The sequence below is a fragment of the Flavobacterium paronense genome (assembly GCF_030409795.1).
Taxonomy (GTDB): Bacteria; Bacteroidota; Bacteroidia; order Flavobacteriales; family Flavobacteriaceae; genus Flavobacterium; species Flavobacterium paronense.
This window is the reverse complement of the sequence record NZ_JAUFQN010000019.1, coordinates 2,046,069-2,069,668: the sequence shown is the minus strand read 5'-3', so window position 1 is coordinate 2,069,668 and position 23,600 is coordinate 2,046,069. Positions and strand designations below refer to the sequence as shown.

The window sequence follows — 23,600 nt, the reverse complement described above, 5'->3', positions numbered from 1 at the left end:
TATGAATCATATAAAATATTTACTTGTTGGATTTTTCTTTGGTATCGTTTTAACAAAAGCTGAGGCTGTTTCCTGGTATCGAATTTATGAAATGTTTCAATTTCAATCTTTCCATATGTATGGCATTATCATGACTGCTATAGTTACCGGAGTTATTGGCATCCAAATCATAAAAAGGAATAAATTAAAAGACATCGATGGTAATCTTTTGATTGTGCAGGATAAAGAAAAAGGAAATGTGCGTTATTGGCTTGGCGGAATTATCTTTGGATTAGGCTGGGCAATGGTTGGCGCTTGTCCGGGACCAATATTTATTTTATTTGGCGCTGGTTTTATGAGTGTCGGATTGATATTAGTCGGAGCTGTTTTAGGTACGTTTTTGTATGGTGTTTTTAAGGATAAATTGCCTCATTAATATTCAAATAGCATTTTAATCGAAAGGTTGTTTTTTTTGATTCAATTTCAAAATTCCATAAGTAATACAAAACTGTGCAATCAGATACGTCAGCATTATCCAAAAAGTCGCTAGCGGAATTGGCGCATGAAATTTATCAATAGCCAAAATACTATCCGAAGTCACAAAGAAAAAAGCACCAATAAGTATTATGTATTTTGAATTGGTTTCCCAATTAAAAGCTCCTTTTAAAGCTATAACCAACATGATTGAAATAGTCATAGCATAAAAACTTACAGGTACTTTTAAATCGCCCAAACTAGGAAATAGTAGCGAAAGCATACTTTTCAAATAGATTATTATCCCAATAAACCCAATCCAAAACAACGGGTTTTTAGCATGTTTGTTTTCTGATGTTTGTCTGAAGAAAAGACGGATAAACAAAATGTGAGCAATCAGAAATGCTATTAATCCGAAGATAAAATACAATTCTCCTTTGTCGGCAAACATCAAAATACAATCGCCAATCCAGGAAAAGAGCAAAGCAAAAAGCAACCATCTTTTAGTTTCAAAAGGAGTGCTTTTAACGACAGCGTAAAATAAAAATGGAAGAAGAAAAGGTTTTAAATGCCAAGTTAAAGAGTCATTTCCAGTCAGTAAAAGCACAGAATAGACTATCCCCAAAATCAGAAAAACTTGAAGCAATCGTTGACTAGTTATCATAAGATAATGAATTTTGAGTATTCTTGAACTCTATAAAAACGAAATAGCAACTCATTACTAATGATAAAGTAAAATAGGTGATAAGCATTTCATTTGAAAAAGATAATAGGGATGACATTCCAAACCAATCACCATAGTAATACAGTATTCCCATTGAAAAAAGGAATCGCAATCCTTCCCAAAATACAGAAAATTTACGGGTGTCCATTAATTCAGTATAACTGTAAACAGTCAGAAAAATATATAATCCGTATACAAAAATTGTTGGTAGACCAATGGTGGCAATGTTTCCAAAAAGATAGCTTATTAATCCCAAAGTAGTAAACAATTGAACTAGCGACCAATACATCAAAAGTTGTGAATGTTGATGACCATATTTATCAAAACGATATACATCTGTAATTTTATCAATCGGATATTTTTTATCAAAATTTTTTGGACGCCAACCAGTTGGTTTAAACCAAATTGTGAATTTATCTTTCCAGTTTTCGGCATGATAAGCATCTTTAATTAAAAGCCACAAGTGTTGAAAATTAATTTTAATAGGATTCCAAGTATGCGCAGGTCGCGTTATTCCAAAAACAGGAGGAACCGAATCTAATTCTTCCTGAAAAGTACCGAAAAGTTTGTCCCAAAAGATAAATATTTGTCCGTGGTTTTTATCCATATATTCAGGATTAATAGCATGATGAACTCTATGGTGCGAAGGAGTAACCATAAATTTTTCCAGAAAACCCAATTTGCCAATATATCGTGTATGATACCAGAATTGTAAAAATAAATGTATCGGCAACAAAATAGCAATCACTGTAGATGGAACACCAAAAAGTGCAGCTGGCAACAAAAGGAATGTAAATAAATTGATAAAACTAGAAATTGGTTGACGTAATGCACATGCTAAATTGAACTCTTCGCTGCTATGATGAATGGCGTGTTTATTCCAAAAGAAGTTAATTTGATGTGCCCAACGATGACTCCAATAGCCATAAAAATCAATTACAAAAAAAGCAATTACATACGTAAGAATTGTAGCTTCAACATGAATAAGTGCCAAATGTGTAACCATCCATTCATAAGAAATAATTGCAATGCTTAAACCCAATGCATCTTTAACAGCATTGGTCATTCCGGAACTGATACTCGAAATACTGTCCATCATAGGTGCATGATTGACGCCTTTGAAATAGCCATATATTTTTTCGATTACAATTAGCAAAAGAAAAAAAGGCATAGCAATCAATAAGATTTTCCCGTATTGTTCCATAATAATTAATTTGTCTCTCAAATATATAAAAATCCGCTACTATCTTTTCAATGTGAAGTGAGATTTAAATTCTTTCCATTGCGATTGTTCAAGATATTCCACTTTAAACCAATAGTCGTCTGCAGGAAGTAAATGCCCATTGAAAGTTCCGTCCCAACCTGGACCATCAGTGCTCAACTGTTTTAATAATTTGGCATAACGATCGAAAATATAGAGTCGTGCATTGTGTTGATTTTCCAACCCGATAACATTCCAAGTATCATGAAAACCATCACCATTTGGTGTAAAGTAATGCGGATAATTAATGGTTTGAACACCAGAAATTACAATTTCACCACAACTGGTATTTCCTTTTACATCACGAATGGTAACAGTATGTTCTCCCAATGATGCATATTCGAAAATAGTACTGCTTTGGAATGGGCCATCATCTAAACTATATTCATAAATACCAAATCCAACCACATTTACAGTTATAATTTGATTGTCATTAAATGCGTTACTAACTGTATACGGAGGAGATGAAACTTGTGCTGGTCCTGATTGAATTACGGTAAACGGATTTGAAACATTAGAAACACAACCCAATGGACTTGTGCTTGTAGCTACAACAGTATAATCTCCGGGAGCAACAGTTGTAATATTATAAGTTGAAGCAGTTGCGGTTGGAATTAAAGTTCCTTCTAATGACCAGGCAAAAGAATAATTAGGATTTGTGATTCCGCTATCTAAAGTTAAGCCGCTTAGAAATGCATTAGTTCCATATTCAACGCAAATAGTATCTCTTGGAGAAGAAATAGTAGGTTCAGCTAATGGTTCAACTGTTAAATCAAATGATGCCAATCGATAGCAACCTGTTGTTAAATCGTCCACACGAACCCAAAGCGTATGTGTATAAGCTTGATAATTTGCTAAATTGGTAATTGCGTTATTTCCTGTTAAAGCATCCGATTGGGTATCATAAAAAGCAACAGAAACATTGGTTTGACTTCCAATAATTCCAATGGTATAAGAACCTAAATCTAATGCAAAATAGCCATCATTAGTTCCATCGGTATCACAGGTTCCAAAATTTGAAGGAATGACTATAGTCGGTTGAGGATTAATAACTAGGGTAAATTCGCTATTGTAATTTACACAACCAGTAGCATTATTTACAACTCTAATAAAGATGTTTTGGGGATTTGTTTGGTTAATGAATTGCGTTGGATTTGCGATAGCATTGGTGCCAAATTGAGCATTAGAAGCAGTAGTGTAATAACTAATAGTGTAATCAGATGCCAATTGTCCGCTTGCGAGTAAAGCAGTTGTGGTAGTAGTTAAATCTGTCATCACACTTCCATCAGTATCGTCATCACAAACCTGAAACGACATTGGTTGAACAATAGTTGGTAATGGATTAACCGTTAAAGGCTGTTCCACCAAAACAAAACAATTATGTCCAAGATAATCAACTCTATTGTTTTCGACTCTAATCCATATATTCTGTCCAACCAAAGCAGCAGTTGGATTTAATATTTCATTGGTTGCAGCCAAAGCATCAGCTTGTGTAGGATAATAATGTAGCACTAGAGTTGGGTCGCCATTTATTATGATAGAAGCATTTAAGGTCAAATTAAAAGTTTCTAACAAATCTCCAGTATTGTTTACATCACATTGTGCTGGCAAAGGTCTGATTCCGTTAGTTCTTGGCGTTGGAATTGGTAATACTCGAATATCTAATGAAGTATAACTTCTGCAACCTTGGGCATTAGTAACCATAACACCTAATGTTTGTACAGCAGGTAACGCATTTGTATATGTTGTTGGATTTGGAATTGCAACACTCGAAGCGGTGACAGGATAACTTGGATAATAGGTTACAGTCATATTTGGTAATCCACCTGTAATTTGATTGTTTTTAACGGTTAAATCAAATTGGGTATACTGATTATTTGGAATAGCGTCAGCATCGCAAATACTCAAAGGTGTTGGTGTAGTTAATGCTAAAGGCGGATTAATCAATAATTCGAATGAACCAACTGCAAAACAATTTGAATTATTATTTTCAACTCTCACCCATATTATTTCATGATTAGCTCCAACATAATGACTTGACGGAATAATAGGCGCAATACCTGCAATGGCGTCAGTTTGAGAAGTATAATAGGTAACCGTATAATTTGATGCAGCTGAAGTTTGTATAGCTAAAACAGGAGCATCATTTTGGGTTAAATCAAAGATCATTGATAGATTCTGTGGATTATTATCCTCATCACATTGAATTAAATTAGGAACTGTAAATGGAGTTATTGGTTGTGGATTTACATTTAATTCGATAGGGATAATGCTTCTACAACCGTTCACATTATCAATTGCCGAAGCATAAATATATTGAACAAACGCAGTTATATTATCATATGGACTAACTAATGGATTGTTTCCTAATTGAGCGTCATCAATAGTTTCATGATAGGTAATGGTATAATTAGCACCTTGTAATATATCAGCCGTTAAGGTATTCAAATCGAAAGTCCCAAATCCATCTTGATTGCCATCACAAATAGTGTAAGGTTGACTTTGAGGAATAGGTGATGGTAATGGTTCAACTCTTATATCCATAGTTGATAAAACAAAACAACCAGTAATTGCATTTTCCACTCGTATCCATAATGTTTGTACATTAGGAACACCATTAGTGTAAAGAAGAGGTAAAGGACTTATATCTGCTAATGCATCTGCTTGACTGAAATGAAAGGTGACATTCATGCCGGTTTGCCCAATTAATATATCAGTAATTTTTGAGCCTAAATCAAATTCTTCATAAGATAAAGGTGCATGCGTATCACACAAAGTATAAGGTGGATAATTTGGTTGAGTAGCCAAAGGTAAAGGATCGACAAATAATTGTAATGTTACAATATCATAACAACCAGTAGTACTATTTGTAATTCTAATCCAAATAGTTTGTGTGTTTATGGTTTGATTGCTATAGTTGCTAAAATTTATTATTGGATTTGTTGTCAATTGAGCATCCGCCAAACTTGTATAATAGCCAATTGAATGTATTGATTGATTTATGGAACCAAATACCTGCGATGCAACAGTTGTTAAATTAAAGCTTGCAAAACCATCATTATTGGTATCGCAAATATGATAATCGTTAGGCTCAGTTGCTTCCGGAGTAGGATTTACAATTAATTCTAAAGTTATTATTTTATAGCAGGTTGATGATTCTGTTGACTCTACTCTAATGTAAATAGTTTGGTGGTCAATATGAATATTAAAATAATTAGAAGGATTTGGAATAGTGGTTCCATTGATTTCAGCATCTGTTATCGTTTCATGAAAGCTTACCGGATAAAGAGTTCCTCCTGTGATTGTCGGAATTACTTGTGTCATATCAAAAACTCCAAATCCATCATTATTTGGATCACAATAATACAATGGACTTATTGCTGTAATTTGAGGTAATGAATAAACGGTAATTGTTAAGTTACTACCAGAAGCACACAATCCAGCTGAAGGTGTAAAATGATAAGTTGTAGTGCTGGTATTATTTAAAGCTGGAGACCAAGTTCCTGTAACTCCTTCATTTGAAAGTGTTGGCAACGGCGATAATGGACTTCCTGAACAAATAGGGCCTACAGGATTAAAAGTTGTCATTTTTATTGGAATAATGGTTACCGAAGTAGTAGCCGTTACAGCAGTACACCCTCCACTAGCGGCAATAATATAAGTAACTGTATAAGTATTTGGCGTAGAAGTTGAAGGCGTAATCGCTCCTGTTGCCGCATTGATAGAAAGTCCAGCAGTAGAAGAATACAAACCACCTGTATAAGTTCCAGTTCCTGTTAAAGTCACCGCTTGTGCTAAAGCTAGAGAAGAACAAAATGGTGTTCCGACATAACTAATTGTAGCTGTAGGCAATGCCGTAATAGTTACTGAAGTAGTTGCCACAACTGCTGCACAACCCGCACTAGCAGCAATAGTATAGGTAACAGTATACGTATTTGGAGTAGAAGTCGAAGGCGTAATTGCACCCGTTGCCACATTAATAGAAAGCCCAGCAGTTGATGAATAGACTCCACCTGTGTAAGCACCTGTTCCTGTTAAAGATACTGCTTGTGCGACAGCTAGAGAAGAACAAAAAGGTGTTCCGATATAACTAATTGTAGCTGTAGGCAATGCCGTAATGGTTACCGAACTAGTAGCAGTAACGGCAGCACAACCTGTACTAGCAGCAATAGTATAAGTAACGGTGTAGGTATTTGGAGTAGAAGTCGAAGGTGTAATAGCACCCGTTGCCGCATTTATAGAAAGCCCAGCAGTAGAAGAATACAAACCACCTGTATAAGCACCAGTTCCAGTTAAAGTCACCGCTTGCGCAGTAGCCACAGAAGAACAAAAAGGCGTTCCTACATAAGATATAGTAGCTGTAGGCAATTCCGTAATGGTTACCGAAGTAGTTGCAGTTACAGCAGCACAACCCGCACTAGCAGCAATAGTATAAGTAACGGTGTAGGTATTTGGAGTAGAAGTCGAAGGCGTAATAGCACCTGTTGCAGCATTAATAGAAAGCCCAACAGTTGATGAATACACTCCACCTGTGTAAGCACCTGTTCCTGTTAAAGTTACTGCTTGTGGGACAGCTAGAGAAGAACAAAAAGGTGTTCCGACATAACTAATTGTAGCTGTAGGCAATGGCGTAATAGTTACCGAAGTAGTTGTAGTTACAGCAGCACATCCAGCACTAGCAGCAATAGTATAGGTAACGGTATACGTATTTGGAGTAGAAGTCGAAGGCGTAATAGCACCCGTTGCAGCATTAATAGAAAGCCCAGCAGTTGATGAATAGACACCACCAGTATAAGCACCAGTCCCTGTTAACGTCACCGCTTGCGCAGTAGCTGTTGAAGAACAAAATGGAGTTGCATAAGATATAATAGCCGTAGGCAATGCCGTAATAGTTACTGAAGTAGTTGCCACAACTGCTGCACAACCAGCACTAGCAGCAATAGTATAAGTAACGGTGTAGGTATTTGGAGTAGAAGTCGAAGGAGTAATAGCACCTGTTGCAGCATTAATAGAAAGCCCAGCAGTAGAGGAATACACACCACCCGTATAAGCACCAGTTCCAGTTAAAGTCACCGCTTGTGGGACAGCTAGAGAAGAACAAAAAGGTGTTCCGACATAACTAATTGTAGCTGTAGGCAATGGCGTAATAGTTACCGAAGTAGTTGTAGTTACAGCAGCACATCCAGCACTAGCAGCAATAGTATAGGTAACGGTATACGTATTTGGAGTAGAAGTCGAAGGCGTAATAGCACCCGTTGCAGCATTTATAGAAAGCCCAGCGGTAGACGAAAAGATTCCACCTGTATAAGCACCAGTTCCAGTTAAAGTTACTGCTTGTCCAGTAGCTAAAGAAGAACAGAAAGGAGTTGCATATGAAATAGTTGCAGTAGGCAATGCCGTAATAGTTACTGAAGTAGTTGCCACAACTGCTGCACAACCAGCACTAGCAGCAATAGTATAGGTAACAGTATACGTATTTGGAGTAGAAGTCGAAGGCGTAATAGCACCTGTTGCAGCATTAATAGAAAGCCCAGCAGTTGATGAATACACTCCACCTGTGTAAGCACCTGTTCCTGTTAAAGTTACTGCTTGTGCGACAGCTAGAGAAGAACAAAAAGGTGTTCCGACATAACTAATTGTAGCTGTAGGTAATGGCGTAATAGTTACCGAAGTAGTTGCAGTAACCGCAGCACAACCTCCACTAGCAGCAATAGTATAAGTAATGGTATAGGTATTTGGAGTAGAAGTCGAAGGTGTAATAGCACCCGTTGCAGCATTTATAGAAAGCCCAGCGGTTGAAGAATACAGACCACCTGTATAGGTTCCAGTACCACTTAAAGTTACTGCTTGTGCAGCAGCTAGAGAAGTACAAAAAGGAGTTGCTGCATATGAGATAGTAGCTGTAGGAGGATTACAATTAGCTGCAGTACAAGTTGCTGTGCTAAAAGTAAAACAAGCACCAACACCACCAGTTGGAGTTAATGTAATAGTTACCGAATCACCTGGAGTTAGACTATTTACAGTATAATTCAATACATTTCCGATGGCTCCAACGTTTACCAAAGGATTAGCATTTACTTGATAAGAGACTGAATAACCAGTAGCTCCTGCGACTGCAGTCCAAGTAAATTGGACAGAAGTAGTGGTAGATATTCCGCAATTAACAGTTGGAGATAGAATAGGATTAATAGTTACTGAAGTAGTTGCCACAACGGCAGCACAACCTCCACTAGCAGCAATAGTATATGTAACGGTATACGTATTTGTAGTAGAAGTCGAAGGTGTAATAGCACCCGTTGCAGTATTAATAGAAAGCCCAGCAGTAGAGGAATACACCCCACCTGTGTAAGCGCCAGTTCCATTTAAAGTTACCGCTTGAGCAGTAGTCAGAGAAGAACAAAAAGGAGTACCTGCATAAAATATAGTAGCTGTAGGCAGAGCAGTAATAGTTAATGATGTAGTAGCAACCACAGGGGAACAACCAGCACTAGCAGCAATAGTATACGTAACGGTGTACGTATTTGGAGAAGAAGTTGAAGGAGTAATATCTCCCGTAGCACTATTAATGGAAAGTCCAGCAGGAGCAGAATAGACACCACCTGTGTAAGCACCTGTTCCTGTTAGCGTCACACTTTGAGCGGTAGCTACCGAAGAGCAGAATGGTGTTGCATAACTAATGGAGGCAGTTGGTGGATTGCAATTAGCAGCGGTACAAGTTGCCGTACCAAAATCAAAGCAAGAGGTTGCGGCTCCCATTGGTGTTAGAGTAATTGTTACTATATCTCCAGGTGTTAAACTATTTACAGTATAATTTAAAACATTACCTATGGCTCCAACATTGACGATTGGATTAGCATTTACTTGATAAGAGACTGAATAACCGATTGCCCCAGCGACTGTAGTCCAAGTGAATTGAACGGATGTGGTGGTAGATACACCACAATTAATAGTTGGCGTTACTATTGGATTAATAGTTACCGAAGTGGTTGCAGTTACAGCAGCACAACCCGCACTAGCAACAATAGTATAAGTAACGGTGTAGGTATTCGGAGTTGAAGTTGAAGGTGTGATTACTCCAGTTGCAGGATTAATGGAAAGTCCAGCAGTTGAAGAATATACTCCACCAGTATAAGTAGCTGTTCCTGTTAGCGTCACACTTTGAGCGGTAGCTACCGAAGAACAGAAAGGTGTTGCATAAGATATAGTAGCTGTAGGCAATGCCGTAATGGTTACCGAAGTTGTAGCTACAACGGCAGCACAACCACCAGCGGCAGCAATAGTATATGTAACGGTGTAGGTATTTGGAGTAGAAGTCGAAGGCGTAATAGCACCCGTAGCCGCATTGATAGAAAGTCCAGCGGTAGAAGAATACACCCCGCCCGTATAAGCATCAGTTCCTGATAAAGTTACCGCTTGTGCAATAGCTGTAGAAGAACAAAATGGAGTTCCTGCATAATTAATTGTTGCCGTAGGTAATGGTGTAATAGTTACCGAAGTAGTAGCAGTTACAGCAGCACAACCAGCACTAGCAGCTATAGTATAGGTAACGGTGTAAGTATTCGGAGTAGAAGTTGATGGTGTAATCTCTCCCGTAGTAGCATTTATAGAAAGCCCAGCAGTTGATGAATATACACCACCAGTGTAAGCACCAGTCCCTGTTAAAGTCACCGCTTGCGCAGTAGCCACAGAAGAACAAAAAGGAGTACCTGCATACGATATTGTAGCTGTAGGCAATGCCGTAATAGTTACTGAAGTAGTTGCCACAACTGCTGTACAACCCGCACTAGCAGCAATAGTATACGTTACAGTATAAGTATTTGGAGTAGAAGTCGAAGGCGTAATTGCTCCTGTAGCAGCATTTATAGAAAGCCCAGCGGTAGAAGAATACACACCACCTGTATAGGTTCCAGTACCACTTAAAGTTACTGCTTGTGCAGCAGCTAGAGAAGTACAAAAAGGAGTTGCTGCATATGAGATAGTAGCTGTAGGAGGATTACAATTAGCTGCAGTACAAGTTGCTGTGCTAAAAGTAAAACAAGCACCAACACCACCAGTTGGAGTTAATGTAATAGTTACCGAATCACCTGGAGTTAGACTATTTACAGTATAATTCAATACATTTCCGATGGCTCCAACGTTTACCAAAGGATTAGCATTTACTTGATAAGAGACTGAATAATCAGTAGCTCCTGCGACTGCAGCCCAAGTAAATTGTACAGAAGTAGTGGTAGATATTCCGCAATTAACAGTTGGAGATAGAATAGGATTAATAGTTACTGAAGTTGTAGCTACAACGGCAGCACAACCTCCACTAGCAGCAATAGTATATGTAACGGGATACGTATTTGGGGTAGAAGTCGAAGGAGTAATTGCTCCCGTAGCCGCATTGATAGAAAGCCCAGCAGTTGATGAATACACACCACCTGTATAAGCACCAGTCCCTGTTAACGTCACCGCTTGCGCAGTAGCCACAGAAGAACAAAAAGGAGTACCTGCATACGATATTGTAGCTGTAGGCAATGCCGTAATAGTTACTGAAGTAGTTGCCACAACTGCTGTACAACCTGCACTAGCAGCAATAGTATAGGTAACGGTATACGTATTTGGAGTAGAAGTCGAAGGAGTAATAGCACCCGTTGCCGCATTTATAGAAAGCCCAGCAGTTGATGAATAGACTCCGCCTGTATAAGCACCAGTTCCAGTTAAAGTTACCGTTTGTCCAGTAGCCACAGAAGAACAAAAAGGCGTTCCTACATAAGATATAGTAGCTGTAGGCAATTCCGTAATGGTTACCGAAGTAGTTGCAGTTACAGCAGCACAACCCGCACTAGCAGCAATAGTATAAGTAACGGTGTAGGTATTTGGAGTAGAAGTCGAAGGCGTAATAGCACCTGTTGCAGCATTAATAGAAAGCCCAACAGTTGATGAATACACTCCACCTGTGTAAGCACCTGTTCCTGTTAAAGTTACTGCTTGTGGGACAGCTAGAGAAGAACAAAAAGGTGTTCCGACATAACTAATTGTAGCTGTAGGCAATGCCGTAATAGTTACTGAAGTAGTTGCCACAACTGCTGTACATCCTGCACTAGCAGCAATAGTATAGGTAACGGTGTAGGTATTTGGAGTAGAAGTCGAAGGTGTAATAGCTCCCGTTGCCGCATTGATAGAAAGCCCAGCAGTTGATGAATAGACACCACCAGTATAAGCACCAGTTCCAGTTAAAGTTACTGCCTGTGCTATAGCTTGAGAAGAACAAAAAGGCGTTCCTACATAAGATATAGTAGCCGTTGGTAATGGTGTAATGGTTACCGAAGTAGTTGCAGTTACAGCAGCACAACCCGCACTAGCAGCAATAGTATAAGTAACGGTGTAGGTATTTGGAGTAGAAGTCGAAGGAGTAATTGCTCCCGTAGCCGCATTGATAGAAAGCCCAGCAGTAGAGGAATACACACCACCTGTATAAGCACCAGTTCCAGTTAAAGTCACCGCTTGTAGGACAGCTAGAGAAGAACAAAAAGGTGTTCCGACATAACTAATTGTAGCTGTAGGCAATGGCGTAATAGTTACCGAAGTAGTTGTAGTTACAGCAGCACATCCAGCACTAGCAGCAATAGTATAGGTAACGGTATACGTATTTGGAGTAGAAGTCGAAGGCGTAATAGCACCCGTTGCAGCATTAATAGAAAGCCCAGCAGTTGATGAATAGACACCACCAGTATAAGCACCAGTCCCTGTTAACGTCACCGCTTGCGCAGTAGCTGTTGAAGAACAAAATGGAGTTGCATAAGATATAATAGCCGTAGGCAATGCCGTAATAGTTACTGAAGTAGTTGCCACAACTGCTGCACAACCAGCACTAGCAGCAATAGTATAAGTAACGGTGTAGGTATTTGGAGTAGAAGTCGAAGGAGTAATAGCACCTGTTGCAGCATTAATAGAAAGCCCAGCAGTAGAGGAATACACACCACCCGTATAAGCACCAGTTCCAGTTAAAGTCACCGCTTGTGGGACAGCTAGAGAAGAACAAAAAGGTGTTCCGACATAACTAATTGTAGCTGTAGGCAATGGCGTAATAGTTACCGAAGTAGTTGTAGTTACAGCAGCACATCCAGCACTAGCAGCAATAGTATAGGTAACGGTATACGTATTTGGAGTAGAAGTCGAAGGCGTAATAGCACCCGTTGCAGCATTTATAGAAAGCCCAGCGGTAGACGAAAAGATTCCACCTGTATAAGCACCAGTTCCAGTTAAAGTTACTGCTTGTCCAGTAGCTAAAGAAGAACAGAAAGGAGTTGCATATGAAATAGTTGCAGTAGGCAATGCCGTAATAGTTACTGAAGTAGTTGCCACAACTGCTGCACAACCAGCACTAGCAGCAATAGTATAGGTAACAGTATACGTATTTGGAGTAGAAGTCGAAGGCGTAATAGCACCTGTTGCAGCATTAATAGAAAGCCCAGCAGTTGATGAATACACTCCACCTGTGTAAGCACCTGTTCCTGTTAAAGTTACTGCTTGTGCGACAGCTAGAGAAGAACAAAAAGGTGTTCCGACATAACTAATTGTAGCTGTAGGTAATGGCGTAATAGTTACCGAAGTAGTTGCAGTAACCGCAGCACAACCTCCACTAGCAGCAATAGTATAAGTAATGGTATAGGTATTTGGAGTAGAAGTCGAAGGTGTAATAGCACCCGTTGCAGCATTTATAGAAAGCCCAGCGGTTGAAGAATACAGACCACCTGTATAGGTTCCAGTACCACTTAAAGTTACTGCTTGTGCAGCAGCTAGAGAAGTACAAAAAGGAGTTGCTGCATATGAGATAGTAGCTGTAGGAGGATTACAATTAGCTGCAGTACAAGTTGCTGTGCTAAAAGTAAAACAAGCACCAACACCACCAGTTGGAGTTAATGTAATAGTTACCGAATCACCTGGAGTTAGACTATTTACAGTATAATTCAATACATTTCCGATGGCTCCAACGTTTACCAAAGGATTAGCATTTACTTGATAAGAGACTGAATAACCAGTAGCTCCTGCGACTGCAGTCCAAGTAAATTGGACAGAAGTAGTGGTAGATATTCCGCAATTAACAGTTGGAGATAGAATAGGATTAATAGTTACTGAAGTAGTTGCCACAACGGCAGCACAACCTCCACTAGCAGCAATAGTATATGTAACGGTATACGTATTTGTAGTAGAAGTCGAAGGTGTAATAGCACCCGTTGCAGTATTAATAGAAAGCCCAGCAGTAGAGGAATACACCCCACCTGTGTAAGCGCCAGTTCCATTTAAAGTTACCGCTTGAGCAGTAGTCAGAGAAGAACAAAAAGGAGTACCTGCATAAAATATAGTAGCTGTAGGCAGAGCAGTAATAGTTAATGATGTAGTAGCAACCACAGGGGAACAACCAGCACTAGCAGCAATAGTATACGTAACGGTGTACGTATTTGGAGAAGAAGTTGAAGGAGTAATATCTCCCGTAGCACTATTAATGGAAAGTCCAGCAGGAGCAGAATAGACACCACCTGTGTAAGCACCTGTTCCTGTTAGCGTCACACTTTGAGCGGTAGCTACCGAAGAGCAGAATGGTGTTGCATAACTAATGGAGGCAGTTGGTGGATTGCAATTAGCAGCGGTACAAGTTGCCGTACCAAAATCAAAGCAAGAGGTTGCGGCTCCCATTGGTGTTAGAGTAATTGTTACTATATCTCCAGGTGTTAAACTATTTACAGTATAATTTAAAACATTACCTATGGCTCCAACATTGACGATTGGATTAGCATTTACTTGATAAGAGACTGAATAACCGATTGCCCCAGCGACTGTAGTCCAAGTGAATTGAACGGATGTGGTGGTAGATACACCACAATTAATAGTTGGCGTTACTATTGGATTAATAGTTACCGAAGTGGTTGCAGTTACAGCAGCACAACCCGCACTAGCAACAATAGTATAAGTAACGGTGTAGGTATTCGGAGTTGAAGTTGAAGGTGTGATTACTCCAGTTGCAGGATTAATGGAAAGTCCAGCAGTTGAAGAATATACTCCACCAGTATAAGTAGCTGTTCCTGTTAGCGTCACACTTTGAGCGGTAGCTACCGAAGAACAGAAAGGTGTTGCATAAGATATAGTAGCTGTAGGCAATGCCGTAATGGTTACCGAAGTTGTAGCTACAACGGCAGCACAACCACCAGCGGCAGCAATAGTATATGTAACGGTGTAGGTATTTGGAGTAGAAGTCGAAGGCGTAATAGCACCCGTAGCCGCATTGATAGAAAGTCCAGCGGTAGAAGAATACACCCCGCCCGTATAAGCATCAGTTCCTGATAAAGTTACCGCTTGTGCAATAGCTGTAGAAGAACAAAATGGAGTTCCTGCATAATTAATTGTTGCCGTAGGTAATGGTGTAATAGTTACCGAAGTAGTAGCAGTTACAGCAGCACAACCAGCACTAGCAGCTATAGTATAGGTAACGGTGTAAGTATTCGGAGTAGAAGTTGATGGTGTAATCTCTCCCGTAGTAGCATTTATAGAAAGCCCAGCAGTTGATGAATATACACCACCAGTGTAAGCACCAGTCCCTGTTAAAGTCACCGCTTGCGCAGTAGCCACAGAAGAACAAAAAGGAGTACCTGCATACGATATTGTAGCTGTAGGCAATGCCGTAATAGTTACTGAAGTAGTTGCCACAACTGCTGTACAACCCGCACTAGCAGCAATAGTATACGTTACAGTATAAGTATTTGGAGTAGAAGTCGAAGGCGTAATTGCTCCTGTAGCAGCATTTATAGAAAGCCCAGCGGTAGAAGAATACACACCACCTGTATAGGTTCCAGTACCACTTAAAGTTACTGCTTGTGCAGCAGCTAGAGAAGTACAAAAAGGAGTTGCTGCATATGAGATAGTAGCTGTAGGAAGATTACAATTAGCTGCAGTACAAGTTGCTGTGCTAAAAGTAAAACAAGCACCAACACCACCAGTTGGAGTTAATGTAATAGTTACCGAATCACCTGGAGTTAGACTATTTACAGTATAATTCAATACATTTCCGATGGCTCCAACGTTTACCAAAGGATTAGCATTTACTTGATAAGAGACTGAATAACCAGTAGCTCCTGCGACTGCAGCCCAAGTAAATTGTACAGAAGTAGTGGTAGATATTCCGCAATTAACAGTTGGAGATAGAATAGGATTAATAGTTACTGAAGTTGTAGCTACAACGGCAGCACAACCTCCACTAGCAGCAATAGTATATGTAACGGGATACGTATTTGGGGTAGAAGTCGAAGGAGTAATTGCTCCCGTAGCCGCATTGATAGAAAGCCCAGCAGTTGATGAATACACACCACCTGTATAAGCACCAGTCCCTGTTAACGTCACCGCTTGCGCAGTAGCCACAGAAGAACAAAAAGGAGTACCTGCATACGATATTGTAGCTGTAGGCAATGCCGTAATAGTTACTGAAGTAGTTGCCACAACTGCTGTACAACCTGCACTAGCAGCAATAGTATAGGTAACGGTATACGTATTTGGAGTAGAAGTCGAAGGAGTAATAGCACCCGTTGCCGCATTTATAGAAAGCCCAGCAGTTGATGAATAGACTCCGCCTGTATAAGCACCAGTTCCAGTTAAAGTTACCGTTTGTCCAGTAGCCACAGAAGAACAAAAAGGCGTTCCTACATAAGATATAGTAGCTGTAGGCAATTCCGTAATGGTTACCGAAGTAGTTGCAGTTACAGTAGCACAACCCGCACTAGCAGCAATAGTATAGGTAACGGTATACGTATTTGGAGTAGAAGTCGAAGGAGTAATTGCTCCTGTAGCAGCATTGATAGAAAGCCCAGCAGTTGATGAATAGACTCCACCTGTATAAGCACCAGTTCCAGTTAAAGTCACCGCTTGTGCAGTAGCTAAAGAAGAACAGAAAGGAGTGCCTGCATACGATATAGTAACTGTAGGCAATGCCGTAATAGTTACCGAAGTAGTTGCAGTTACAACAGCACAACCCGCACTAGCAGCAATAGTATAGGTAACGGTATACGTATTTGGAGTAGAAGTCGAAGGTGTAATCTCTCCCGTAGCAGCATTTATAGAAAGTCCAGCAGTAGAAGAATACACTCCGCTAGTATAAGCTCCGGTGCCGTTTAAAGTCACGTTTTGTGTAGCAGCAAGTGAAGAACAAAAAGGTGCTCCGACATAACTAATTGTTGCCGTAGGCAATTCAGTAATAGTTATCGAAGTAGTTGCAGTTACAGCAGCACAACCCGCACTAGCAGCAATAGTATAGGTAACGGTATACGTATTTGGAGTAGAAGTCGAAGGAGTAATAGCTCCCGTTGCAGCATTAATAGAAAGCCCAGCAGTTGATGAATAGACACCACCAGTATAAGCACCAGTTCCAGTTAAAGTTACTGCCTGTGCTATAGCTTGAGAAGAACAAAAAGGCGTTCCTACATAAGATATAGTAGCCGTTGGTAATGGTGTAATGGTTACCGAAGTAGTTGCAGTTACAGCAGCACAACCCGCACTAGCAGCAATAGTATAGGTAACGGTATACGTATTAGGAGTAGAAGTCGAAGGTGTAATAGCTCCCGTTGCCGAATTGATAGAAAGCCCAGCGGTAGAAGAATACACACCCCCTGTATAAGCTCCAGTTCCAGTTAAAGTCACCGCTTGTGCTACAGCTAGAGAAGAACAAAAAGGTGTTCCGACATAACTAATTGTAGCTGTAGGCAATGCCGTAATGGTTACCGAAGTAGTAGCAGTAACCGCAGCACAACCCGCACTAGCAGCAATAGTATAGGTAACAGTATACGTATTTGAAGTAGAAGTCGAAGGTGTAATAGCACCCGTTGCCGCATTGATAAAAAGCCCAGCAGTTGATGAATAGACACCACCTGTATAAGCACCAGTTCCAGTTAAAGTTACTGCCTGTGCTATAGCTTGAGAAGAACAAAAAGGCGTTCCTACATAAGATATAGTAGCCGTTGGTAATGGTGTAATGGTTACCGAAGTAGTTGCAGTTACAGCAGCACAACCCGCACTAGCAGCAATAGTATAAGTAACGGTGTAGGTATTTGGAGTAGAAGTCGAAGGAGTAATTGCTCCCGTAGCCGCATTGATAGAAAGCCCAGCAGTAGAGGAATACACACCACCTGTATAAGCACCAGTTCCAGTTAAAGTCACCGCTTGTAGGACAGCTAGAGAAGAACAAAAAGGTGTTCCGACATAACTAATTGTAGCTGTAGGCAATGGCGTAATAGTTACCGAAGTAGTTGTAGTTACAGCAGCACATCCAGCACTAGCAGCAATAGTATAGGTAACGGTATACGTATTTGGAGTAGAAGTCGAAGGCGTAATAGCACCCGTAGCTGCATTTATAGAAAGCCCAGCAGTTGATGAATAGACACCACCAGTATAAGCACCAGTCCCTGTTAACGTCACCGCTTGCGCAGTAGCTATTGAAGAACAAAATGGAGTTGCATAAGATATAATAGCCGTAGGCAATGCCGTAATAGTTACTGAAGTAGTTGCCACAACTGCTGCACAACCAGCACTAGCAGCAATAGTATAGGTAACAGTATACGTATTTGGAGTAGAAGTCGAAGGCGTAATAGCACCTGTTGCAGCATTAATAGAAAGCCCAGCAGTTGATGAATACACTCCACCTGTGTAAGCACCTGTTCCTGTTAAAGTTACTGCTTGTGCGACAGCTAGAGAAGAACAAAAAGGTATTCCGACATAACTAATTGTAGCTGTAGGTAATGGCGTAATGGTTACCGAAGTAGTTGCAGTAACCGCAGCACAACCTCCACTAGCAGCAATAGTATAAGTAATGGTATAGGTATTTGGAGTAGAAGTTGAAGGTGTAATAGCACCCGTTGCAGCATTTATAGAAAGCCCAGCGGTTGAAGAATACAGACCACCTGTATAGGTTCCAGTACCACTTAAAGTTACTGCCTGTGCAGCAGCTAGAGAAGTACAAAAAGGAGTTGCTGCATATGAGATAGTAGCTGTAGGAGGATTACAATTAGCTGCAGTACAAGTTGCTGTGCTAAAAGTAAAACAAGCACTAACACCACCAGTTGGAGTTAATGTAATAGTTACCGAATCACCTGGAGTTAGACTATTTACAGTATAATTCAATACATTTCCGATGGCTCCAACGTTTACCAAAGGATTAGCATTTACTTGATAAGAGACTGAATAACCAGTAGCTCCTGCGACTGCAGCCCAAGTAAATTGTACAGAAGTAGTGGTAGATATTCCGCAATTAACAGTTGGAGATAGAATAGGATTAATAGTTACTGAAGTAGTTGCCACAACGGCAGCACAACCTGCACTAGCAGAAATGCTATACGTAACTGTATAGGTATTAGGAATAGAAGTTGAAGGAGTAATTGCTCCCGTAGCCGCATTGATAGAAAGCCCAGCAGTAGAGGAATACACACCACCTGTATAAGCACCAGTTCCAGTTAAAGTCACTGATTGTGCTGCAACTATTGAAGTACAAAAAGGAGTTGCATAAGATATCGTTGCAGTAGGCAATGGCGTTATAGTTACCGAAGTAGTTGCCACAACTGCTGTACAACCCGCACTAGCAGCAATAGTATAGGTAACGGTATACGTATTTGGAGTAGAAGACGAAGGCGTTATTGCTCCTGTAGCCGCATTGATAGAAAGCCCAGCAGTAGAGGAATACACACCACCTGTATATGCTCCAGTTCCAGTTAAAGTCACCGCTTGTGCAGCAGCTATGGAAGAACAAAAAGGTGTTGCATAAGATATAATAGCCGTAGGCAATGTCGTAATAGTTACTGTAGTTGTTGCAGTAACTGCAGCACAGCCACCACTAGCAGCAATGCTATACGTAACTGTATAGGTATTAGGAATAGAAGTTGAAGGAGTAATTGCTCCCGTAGCTGCATTGATAGAAAGTCCAGCGGTAGAAGAATATACTCCACCTATATAAACACCAGTTCCTGTTAAAGTTACCGCTTGTGAAGCAGCTAAAGAAGAACAGAAAGGAGTTCCAGCATAACTGATAGTAGCTGTTGGTAAAGGAGAAACAGTTACTGGAATAGTAACCAAAGGAGAGGTGCAACTTCCTAGAGATGCAGGACCAACTACTTGAAGAGAAATAGTATACGTGGTTGCTGATGCAAAACTAATAGTATAAGGTCCAGCACCCGAACCACTAACAACGGTAATTCCAACTGGCCAAGTCCAATTATAGGTTGCTCCAGGACAGGAAGTTCCGGTAAAGGTAACTGTTGCGTTTTGATTTTGACATACTGGATTTGGTGTAACTGTAAATGTTGCTATTGGTTTTGGTCTTACAGTTAAAGGGACAATTAACGGTGTTCCAGGACATCCATTATTGGTTGGAATGATAGTATAATTTATTAAAAGATCTGAACAAGTATTGTTTGGGATAGCATAACTAATAGGAGAACCTGTTCCGCTATTACCATCAGAGCCAGACCAACTAATACTAGCCCCGGCAGGATTTGGAGTAAGATTAATAGTTGCAGATGATGCTGTGCCAAGTGTAGGTCCAGAGCAAATTGAATAGCTTGGTGATGCTGATGTAACAGATGGTAATGGTTTTACTGTAATAATTAAAGTTGTTGTGCTTGCACATTGCCCAGGAGTTGGTGTAAATGTGTAAGTTGTAGTAGTCGTATTGTCAAGTGCTGGAGCCCATGTCCCAGTAATACCATTAGTTGAAGTTGTTGGTAAAGCAGCTAATGCGCTACCGTAACATATTGGAGAGATAGCGTTAAAAGTAGGCACAATAGTAGCAGGTGTTACATTTACTGTAACAGTGTCATTAGCGGTACATCCAATACCATTATTAGCAGTTAAAGTATATGTAGTGGTTAAAGTTGGGCAAACAGTGGGTGATAAAGTCGTCGAATTGGTCATGGCCGTTGTTGGTGACCATGAATATGCTGGCAGATTATTGTTGAATGTTATGGTCCAACCTGTTATAGTACCTCCAATAAGTGCTGCATCATCTCTAACAAAAAGTTGCCAATTTCCATTTGTAGTGCAACCGTTTAATAAATTGAATGATTGTTCAGGTGCGTAAGTTCCAGTAAAAGGAGCAGTTCCAGCAGTAATTGGATTGACAGAAGTAGGTGTAAAACAAGTATTAACATAATCTATTCCATCAGCACCATTATCTGTTGATAACTGTATCCTCGTTCCATCAGGGCATACTAGAAAGATATCTAAATCTTCAACCCAAAGATGGTCTATAGAAAGACAAACAGAAGCTATAGAACTTGCTGTGATGGCAGCTGGAGAAACACCAGATACAGTTATTGGAGAATTAACACCTGTGTTGGTGTTGTCTGGTACTATATAACTTCCTCCATTTGTGAATGAAAGAGGACCAGTTGAACCTACAGCATTTGTTGAACCTCCTAAAGTAATGCAATTACCAGTACAAACAGTACCTCCAGTTCCGGCATCCACAGTTGGAAGCGGACTTACAGTTACAGTATGAGTAATGGCGTTCTGACATCCTCCTGGGACAGCTGTTAGCAAAAGAGTTGCAGTGTAACTTCCTGCTGAGGAATAGGTATGGCTTGGATTTTCCAAATTAGAGGTAAATCCATCTCCAAAAGTCCAATTGTAAGTAAAATTACCATTAGTAGTATTGGTAAATTGAGTAGCAGTTCCTATACAAACAGTTGTGTTAGTAAAAGTAGGATTGGGACTGGCAAAAGTAGCAGTGGTTCCTGCAAAATTTAATGTAAAACCTGAATTAGAAGCTGCCGTAAATCGGTCAACTAAAATAGTATAAGTTTGACCAGCAGTTACTGTGAATGTCGAGTTGCATTGTACTCCCGCACACCCTAATCCTGTTGTTCCAGCTGCACCAGTAGTTGGGCTCCAGTTACAAGACAACTCAGTTCCAGGACAAGATGCTGTTGTATTAAATACTGCAAAATCATAATCAATTACCGAAGTAGGAGTTATAGTAAAAGCTAAAGTTCCAGAAGTAGCAACAGTGAAAGTATACCAGTTTGAAGAACGCTCACCTGGTGTTCCAAAACAAGAAGGTAATTCTTGACTAGATCCTACCCCTCCAGCACCATTTGGGACAGTAACATTACCAACACTGCATAAAGTTTGAGCACCAACACAGTCTTGAGTTGGTAAAGCAGGTCCAATTGGTAAAGCTTCTTGGGCACAAATTCCGAAAGTACCTGTAGTATTTCCGTTACCATCAACAAGCATATAATACGTGTTGCCAATAGTTAAACCATGTAAAATTACATCAGCATGAAATAAGCCGCCAGCTGTGTTTACATCTTCTTGACAAGCAATTTGAGTTAAACTTCCACAAGCGCCACTATAAACAGCTAATTGTGTATTAGCTAAGGTACCACCGAAATTGGTAGAAATTTCAATATCAGCAGTAGTAGCTACAAATGAAAACCAAACAGTATGACTTAAAGTATTGGGTGACCAACAAGCTGGCGTTGCAGGATCCCCAACAGAAGTTGCTCCAACATTGGTATATAAAATTGAACTACAACTTCCAACTCCTATTGTAATAGGAATAGCTGTACCAACACCACAAACATCGTTAGAGGGTTGAGCATATGTAAAATTCGAAAAACCAACACATACTATAAGTATATGTAAATATTTAATCCAAGTTTTCATCCTATTGGTAATTATTTCCTCTCTACTTCGTTTTGTAAATTTCGCAAGTAGGCATCACGATCAATAGGTTTGTCATTTTTTATGTAGAAAATAGCTGGGGAAACTTTTTCATTTGTGGGAAAGTTATTTTTAGAATAAATAATATCTGAGAAACCCGCAATAATAAATTTTATTTTTTTGGTATTTTCAAATAGTAATTCTCCGCTTGAATTGATATCATTATAATTTCCAGTATCAATAATAATGGTATCTCCTTCTTTGGCAAGATAATAAGCTGATTGTATATTTAATTTTGGAGTAGTAGTAGAAGTTCCATTATTTTTATCATTACCTATAACAAAAGTGTATAAATCTCCTTTTGTGGAATTATCATTAATATAAAAAGTAGTAGCTCCAGCATTTAAAAATGATAAAACAAAAAAACACAAAATACTATTAGTATGTTTTTTAGGTGCTCTAAATTTGATATGTAAAACTTTTACCATAGATTAAATTAAGTACTATTATATAGTAAATCAAATATATTAAATTGATTGTATTAACCTAAACAAATGTTAAGTATTTCTAATTTTTTTTTTATAAAAAAGAATAATTACATGCAAATTAATAAGTAATTTAACACTTTTACATTCTTGCATTAATGTAAAGAGTATTGAATTGACTTGATTTTAAAGTAGTAATAAAGAAATCCTATGACAAGCTTAATTCTAATTGTAAAAACTACAAAAAAAACAATAAGTTTATTGAATTATTGTAACAAGATTAATTTTTAAAAAAGCTATTCTGCTAATCGAAGTAACTTATTTTTGTCGACTATCTTGATGCGTTTGCCCACCAGTTCAATGAGGTTACTTTTGTTAAGTTCCGAAAGTAATCGTATGCAACTTTCGGTGGCAGTGCCAATCATTCCAGCCAATTCCTCACGAGATAATTGTAAACGAAGTGTTCCATCAGTATCCGTTCCAAAATTTTCTTCTAAGTAAATTAGGGTTCCGGCTAAACGTTCCTTCACACTTTTCTGAGCCATATCTACCATATGTTCATCAGCTTCTTTCAAATCACCGCAAATGGATTTCATTACATTCATCGAGAAATCATTGTTTTGCGTAAAGAACTGCATGATTTCTTTTTTCGGAATAAAGCACACTTCCATATCTTCTAAAGCTACGGCACTCAGATTAGCAGGTTCTTCACTAATCATAGAGCGTTGCCCGAGTAACTCGCCCGGTTTAACTAATTTTACAATCTGGTCTTTTCCGTTAGAACTGAGTTTAGAGAGTTTGCAAACACCGTCTTTGATGCAATATATTCCGTTTGTAATTTCGCCCTCCTCAAAAACAGGCTCACCTTTTTTAATAGTGTACGATGTTTTACAATTAGCCATTTTGAGCAACTCTTCTTTATTCAGAGCTTTAAGAGAACTGAATTGACGTACGATACATTGCTCACATTTTGACATAAAGAAGAATTGTTTTTTCG

General features: G+C 39.4%; 6 protein-coding genes. 1 reads left to right on the top strand and 5 read right to left on the bottom strand.

Features of this window, described 5'->3' with window-relative positions; all coding sequences use genetic code 11:
• The first annotated feature begins 1 nt into the window (after window position 1).
• The gene (locus QWY90_RS10305) at window positions 2-415 is read left to right on the top strand and encodes a DUF6691 family protein (RefSeq protein ID WP_290285845.1); all 414 of its coding nucleotides are present in this window, start codon (window positions 2-4) and stop codon (window positions 413-415) included.
• Window positions 416-430: 15 nt separating this feature from the next.
• On the opposite strand, the gene QWY90_RS10300 is transcribed toward QWY90_RS10305, so the two are convergent.
• The 5 genes from QWY90_RS10300 to QWY90_RS10280 form a co-directional block, all read right to left on the bottom strand.
• Entirely contained in the window at window positions 431-1,117 is a 687-nt protein-coding gene (locus QWY90_RS10300; protein WP_290285843.1) for a lysoplasmalogenase, read from the bottom strand.
• Complete coding sequence (locus QWY90_RS10295) at window positions 1,107-2,381, bottom strand: sterol desaturase family protein (protein ID WP_290285842.1); 1,275 nt, start codon at window positions 2,379-2,381, stop codon at window positions 1,107-1,109. Before QWY90_RS10295 ends, QWY90_RS10300 begins: the two co-directional genes overlap by 11 nt.
• A gap of 39 nt (window positions 2,382-2,420) precedes the next feature.
• On the bottom strand, window positions 2,421-22,121 hold the full coding sequence (locus tag QWY90_RS10290; protein WP_290285841.1) for an FIDD domain-containing protein: 19,701 nt from the start codon (window positions 22,119-22,121) through the stop codon (window positions 2,421-2,423).
• Between the two features lie 11 nt (window positions 22,122-22,132).
• Complete coding sequence (locus QWY90_RS10285; protein WP_290285840.1) at window positions 22,133-22,606, bottom strand: hypothetical protein; 474 nt, start codon at window positions 22,604-22,606, stop codon at window positions 22,133-22,135.
• Window positions 22,607-22,899: 293 nt separating this feature from the next.
• Entirely contained in the window at window positions 22,900-23,580 is a 681-nt protein-coding gene (locus QWY90_RS10280) for a Crp/Fnr family transcriptional regulator (protein ID WP_290285838.1), read from the bottom strand.
• Between the last annotated feature and the right edge of the window lie 20 nt (window positions 23,581-23,600).

Excerpts from the sequence above, each read along its gene's own strand:
- QWY90_RS10305 (WP_290285845.1), top strand. The coding sequence starts at position 2 with ATGAATCATATAAAATATTTACTTGTTGGATTTTTCTTTGGTATCGTT.
- QWY90_RS10300 (WP_290285843.1), bottom strand. The coding sequence starts at position 1,117 with ATGATAACTAGTCAACGATTGCTTCAAGTTTTTCTGATTTTGGGGATA.
- QWY90_RS10295 (WP_290285842.1), bottom strand. The coding sequence starts at position 2,381 with ATGGAACAATACGGGAAAATCTTATTGATTGCTATGCCTTTTTTTCTT.
- QWY90_RS10290 (WP_290285841.1), bottom strand. The coding sequence starts at position 22,121 with ATGAAAACTTGGATTAAATATTTACATATACTTATAGTATGTGTTGGT.
- QWY90_RS10285 (WP_290285840.1), bottom strand. The coding sequence starts at position 22,606 with ATGGTAAAAGTTTTACATATCAAATTTAGAGCACCTAAAAAACATACT.
- QWY90_RS10280 (WP_290285838.1), bottom strand. The coding sequence starts at position 23,580 with ATGTCAAAATGTGAGCAATGTATCGTACGTCAATTCAGTTCTCTTAAA.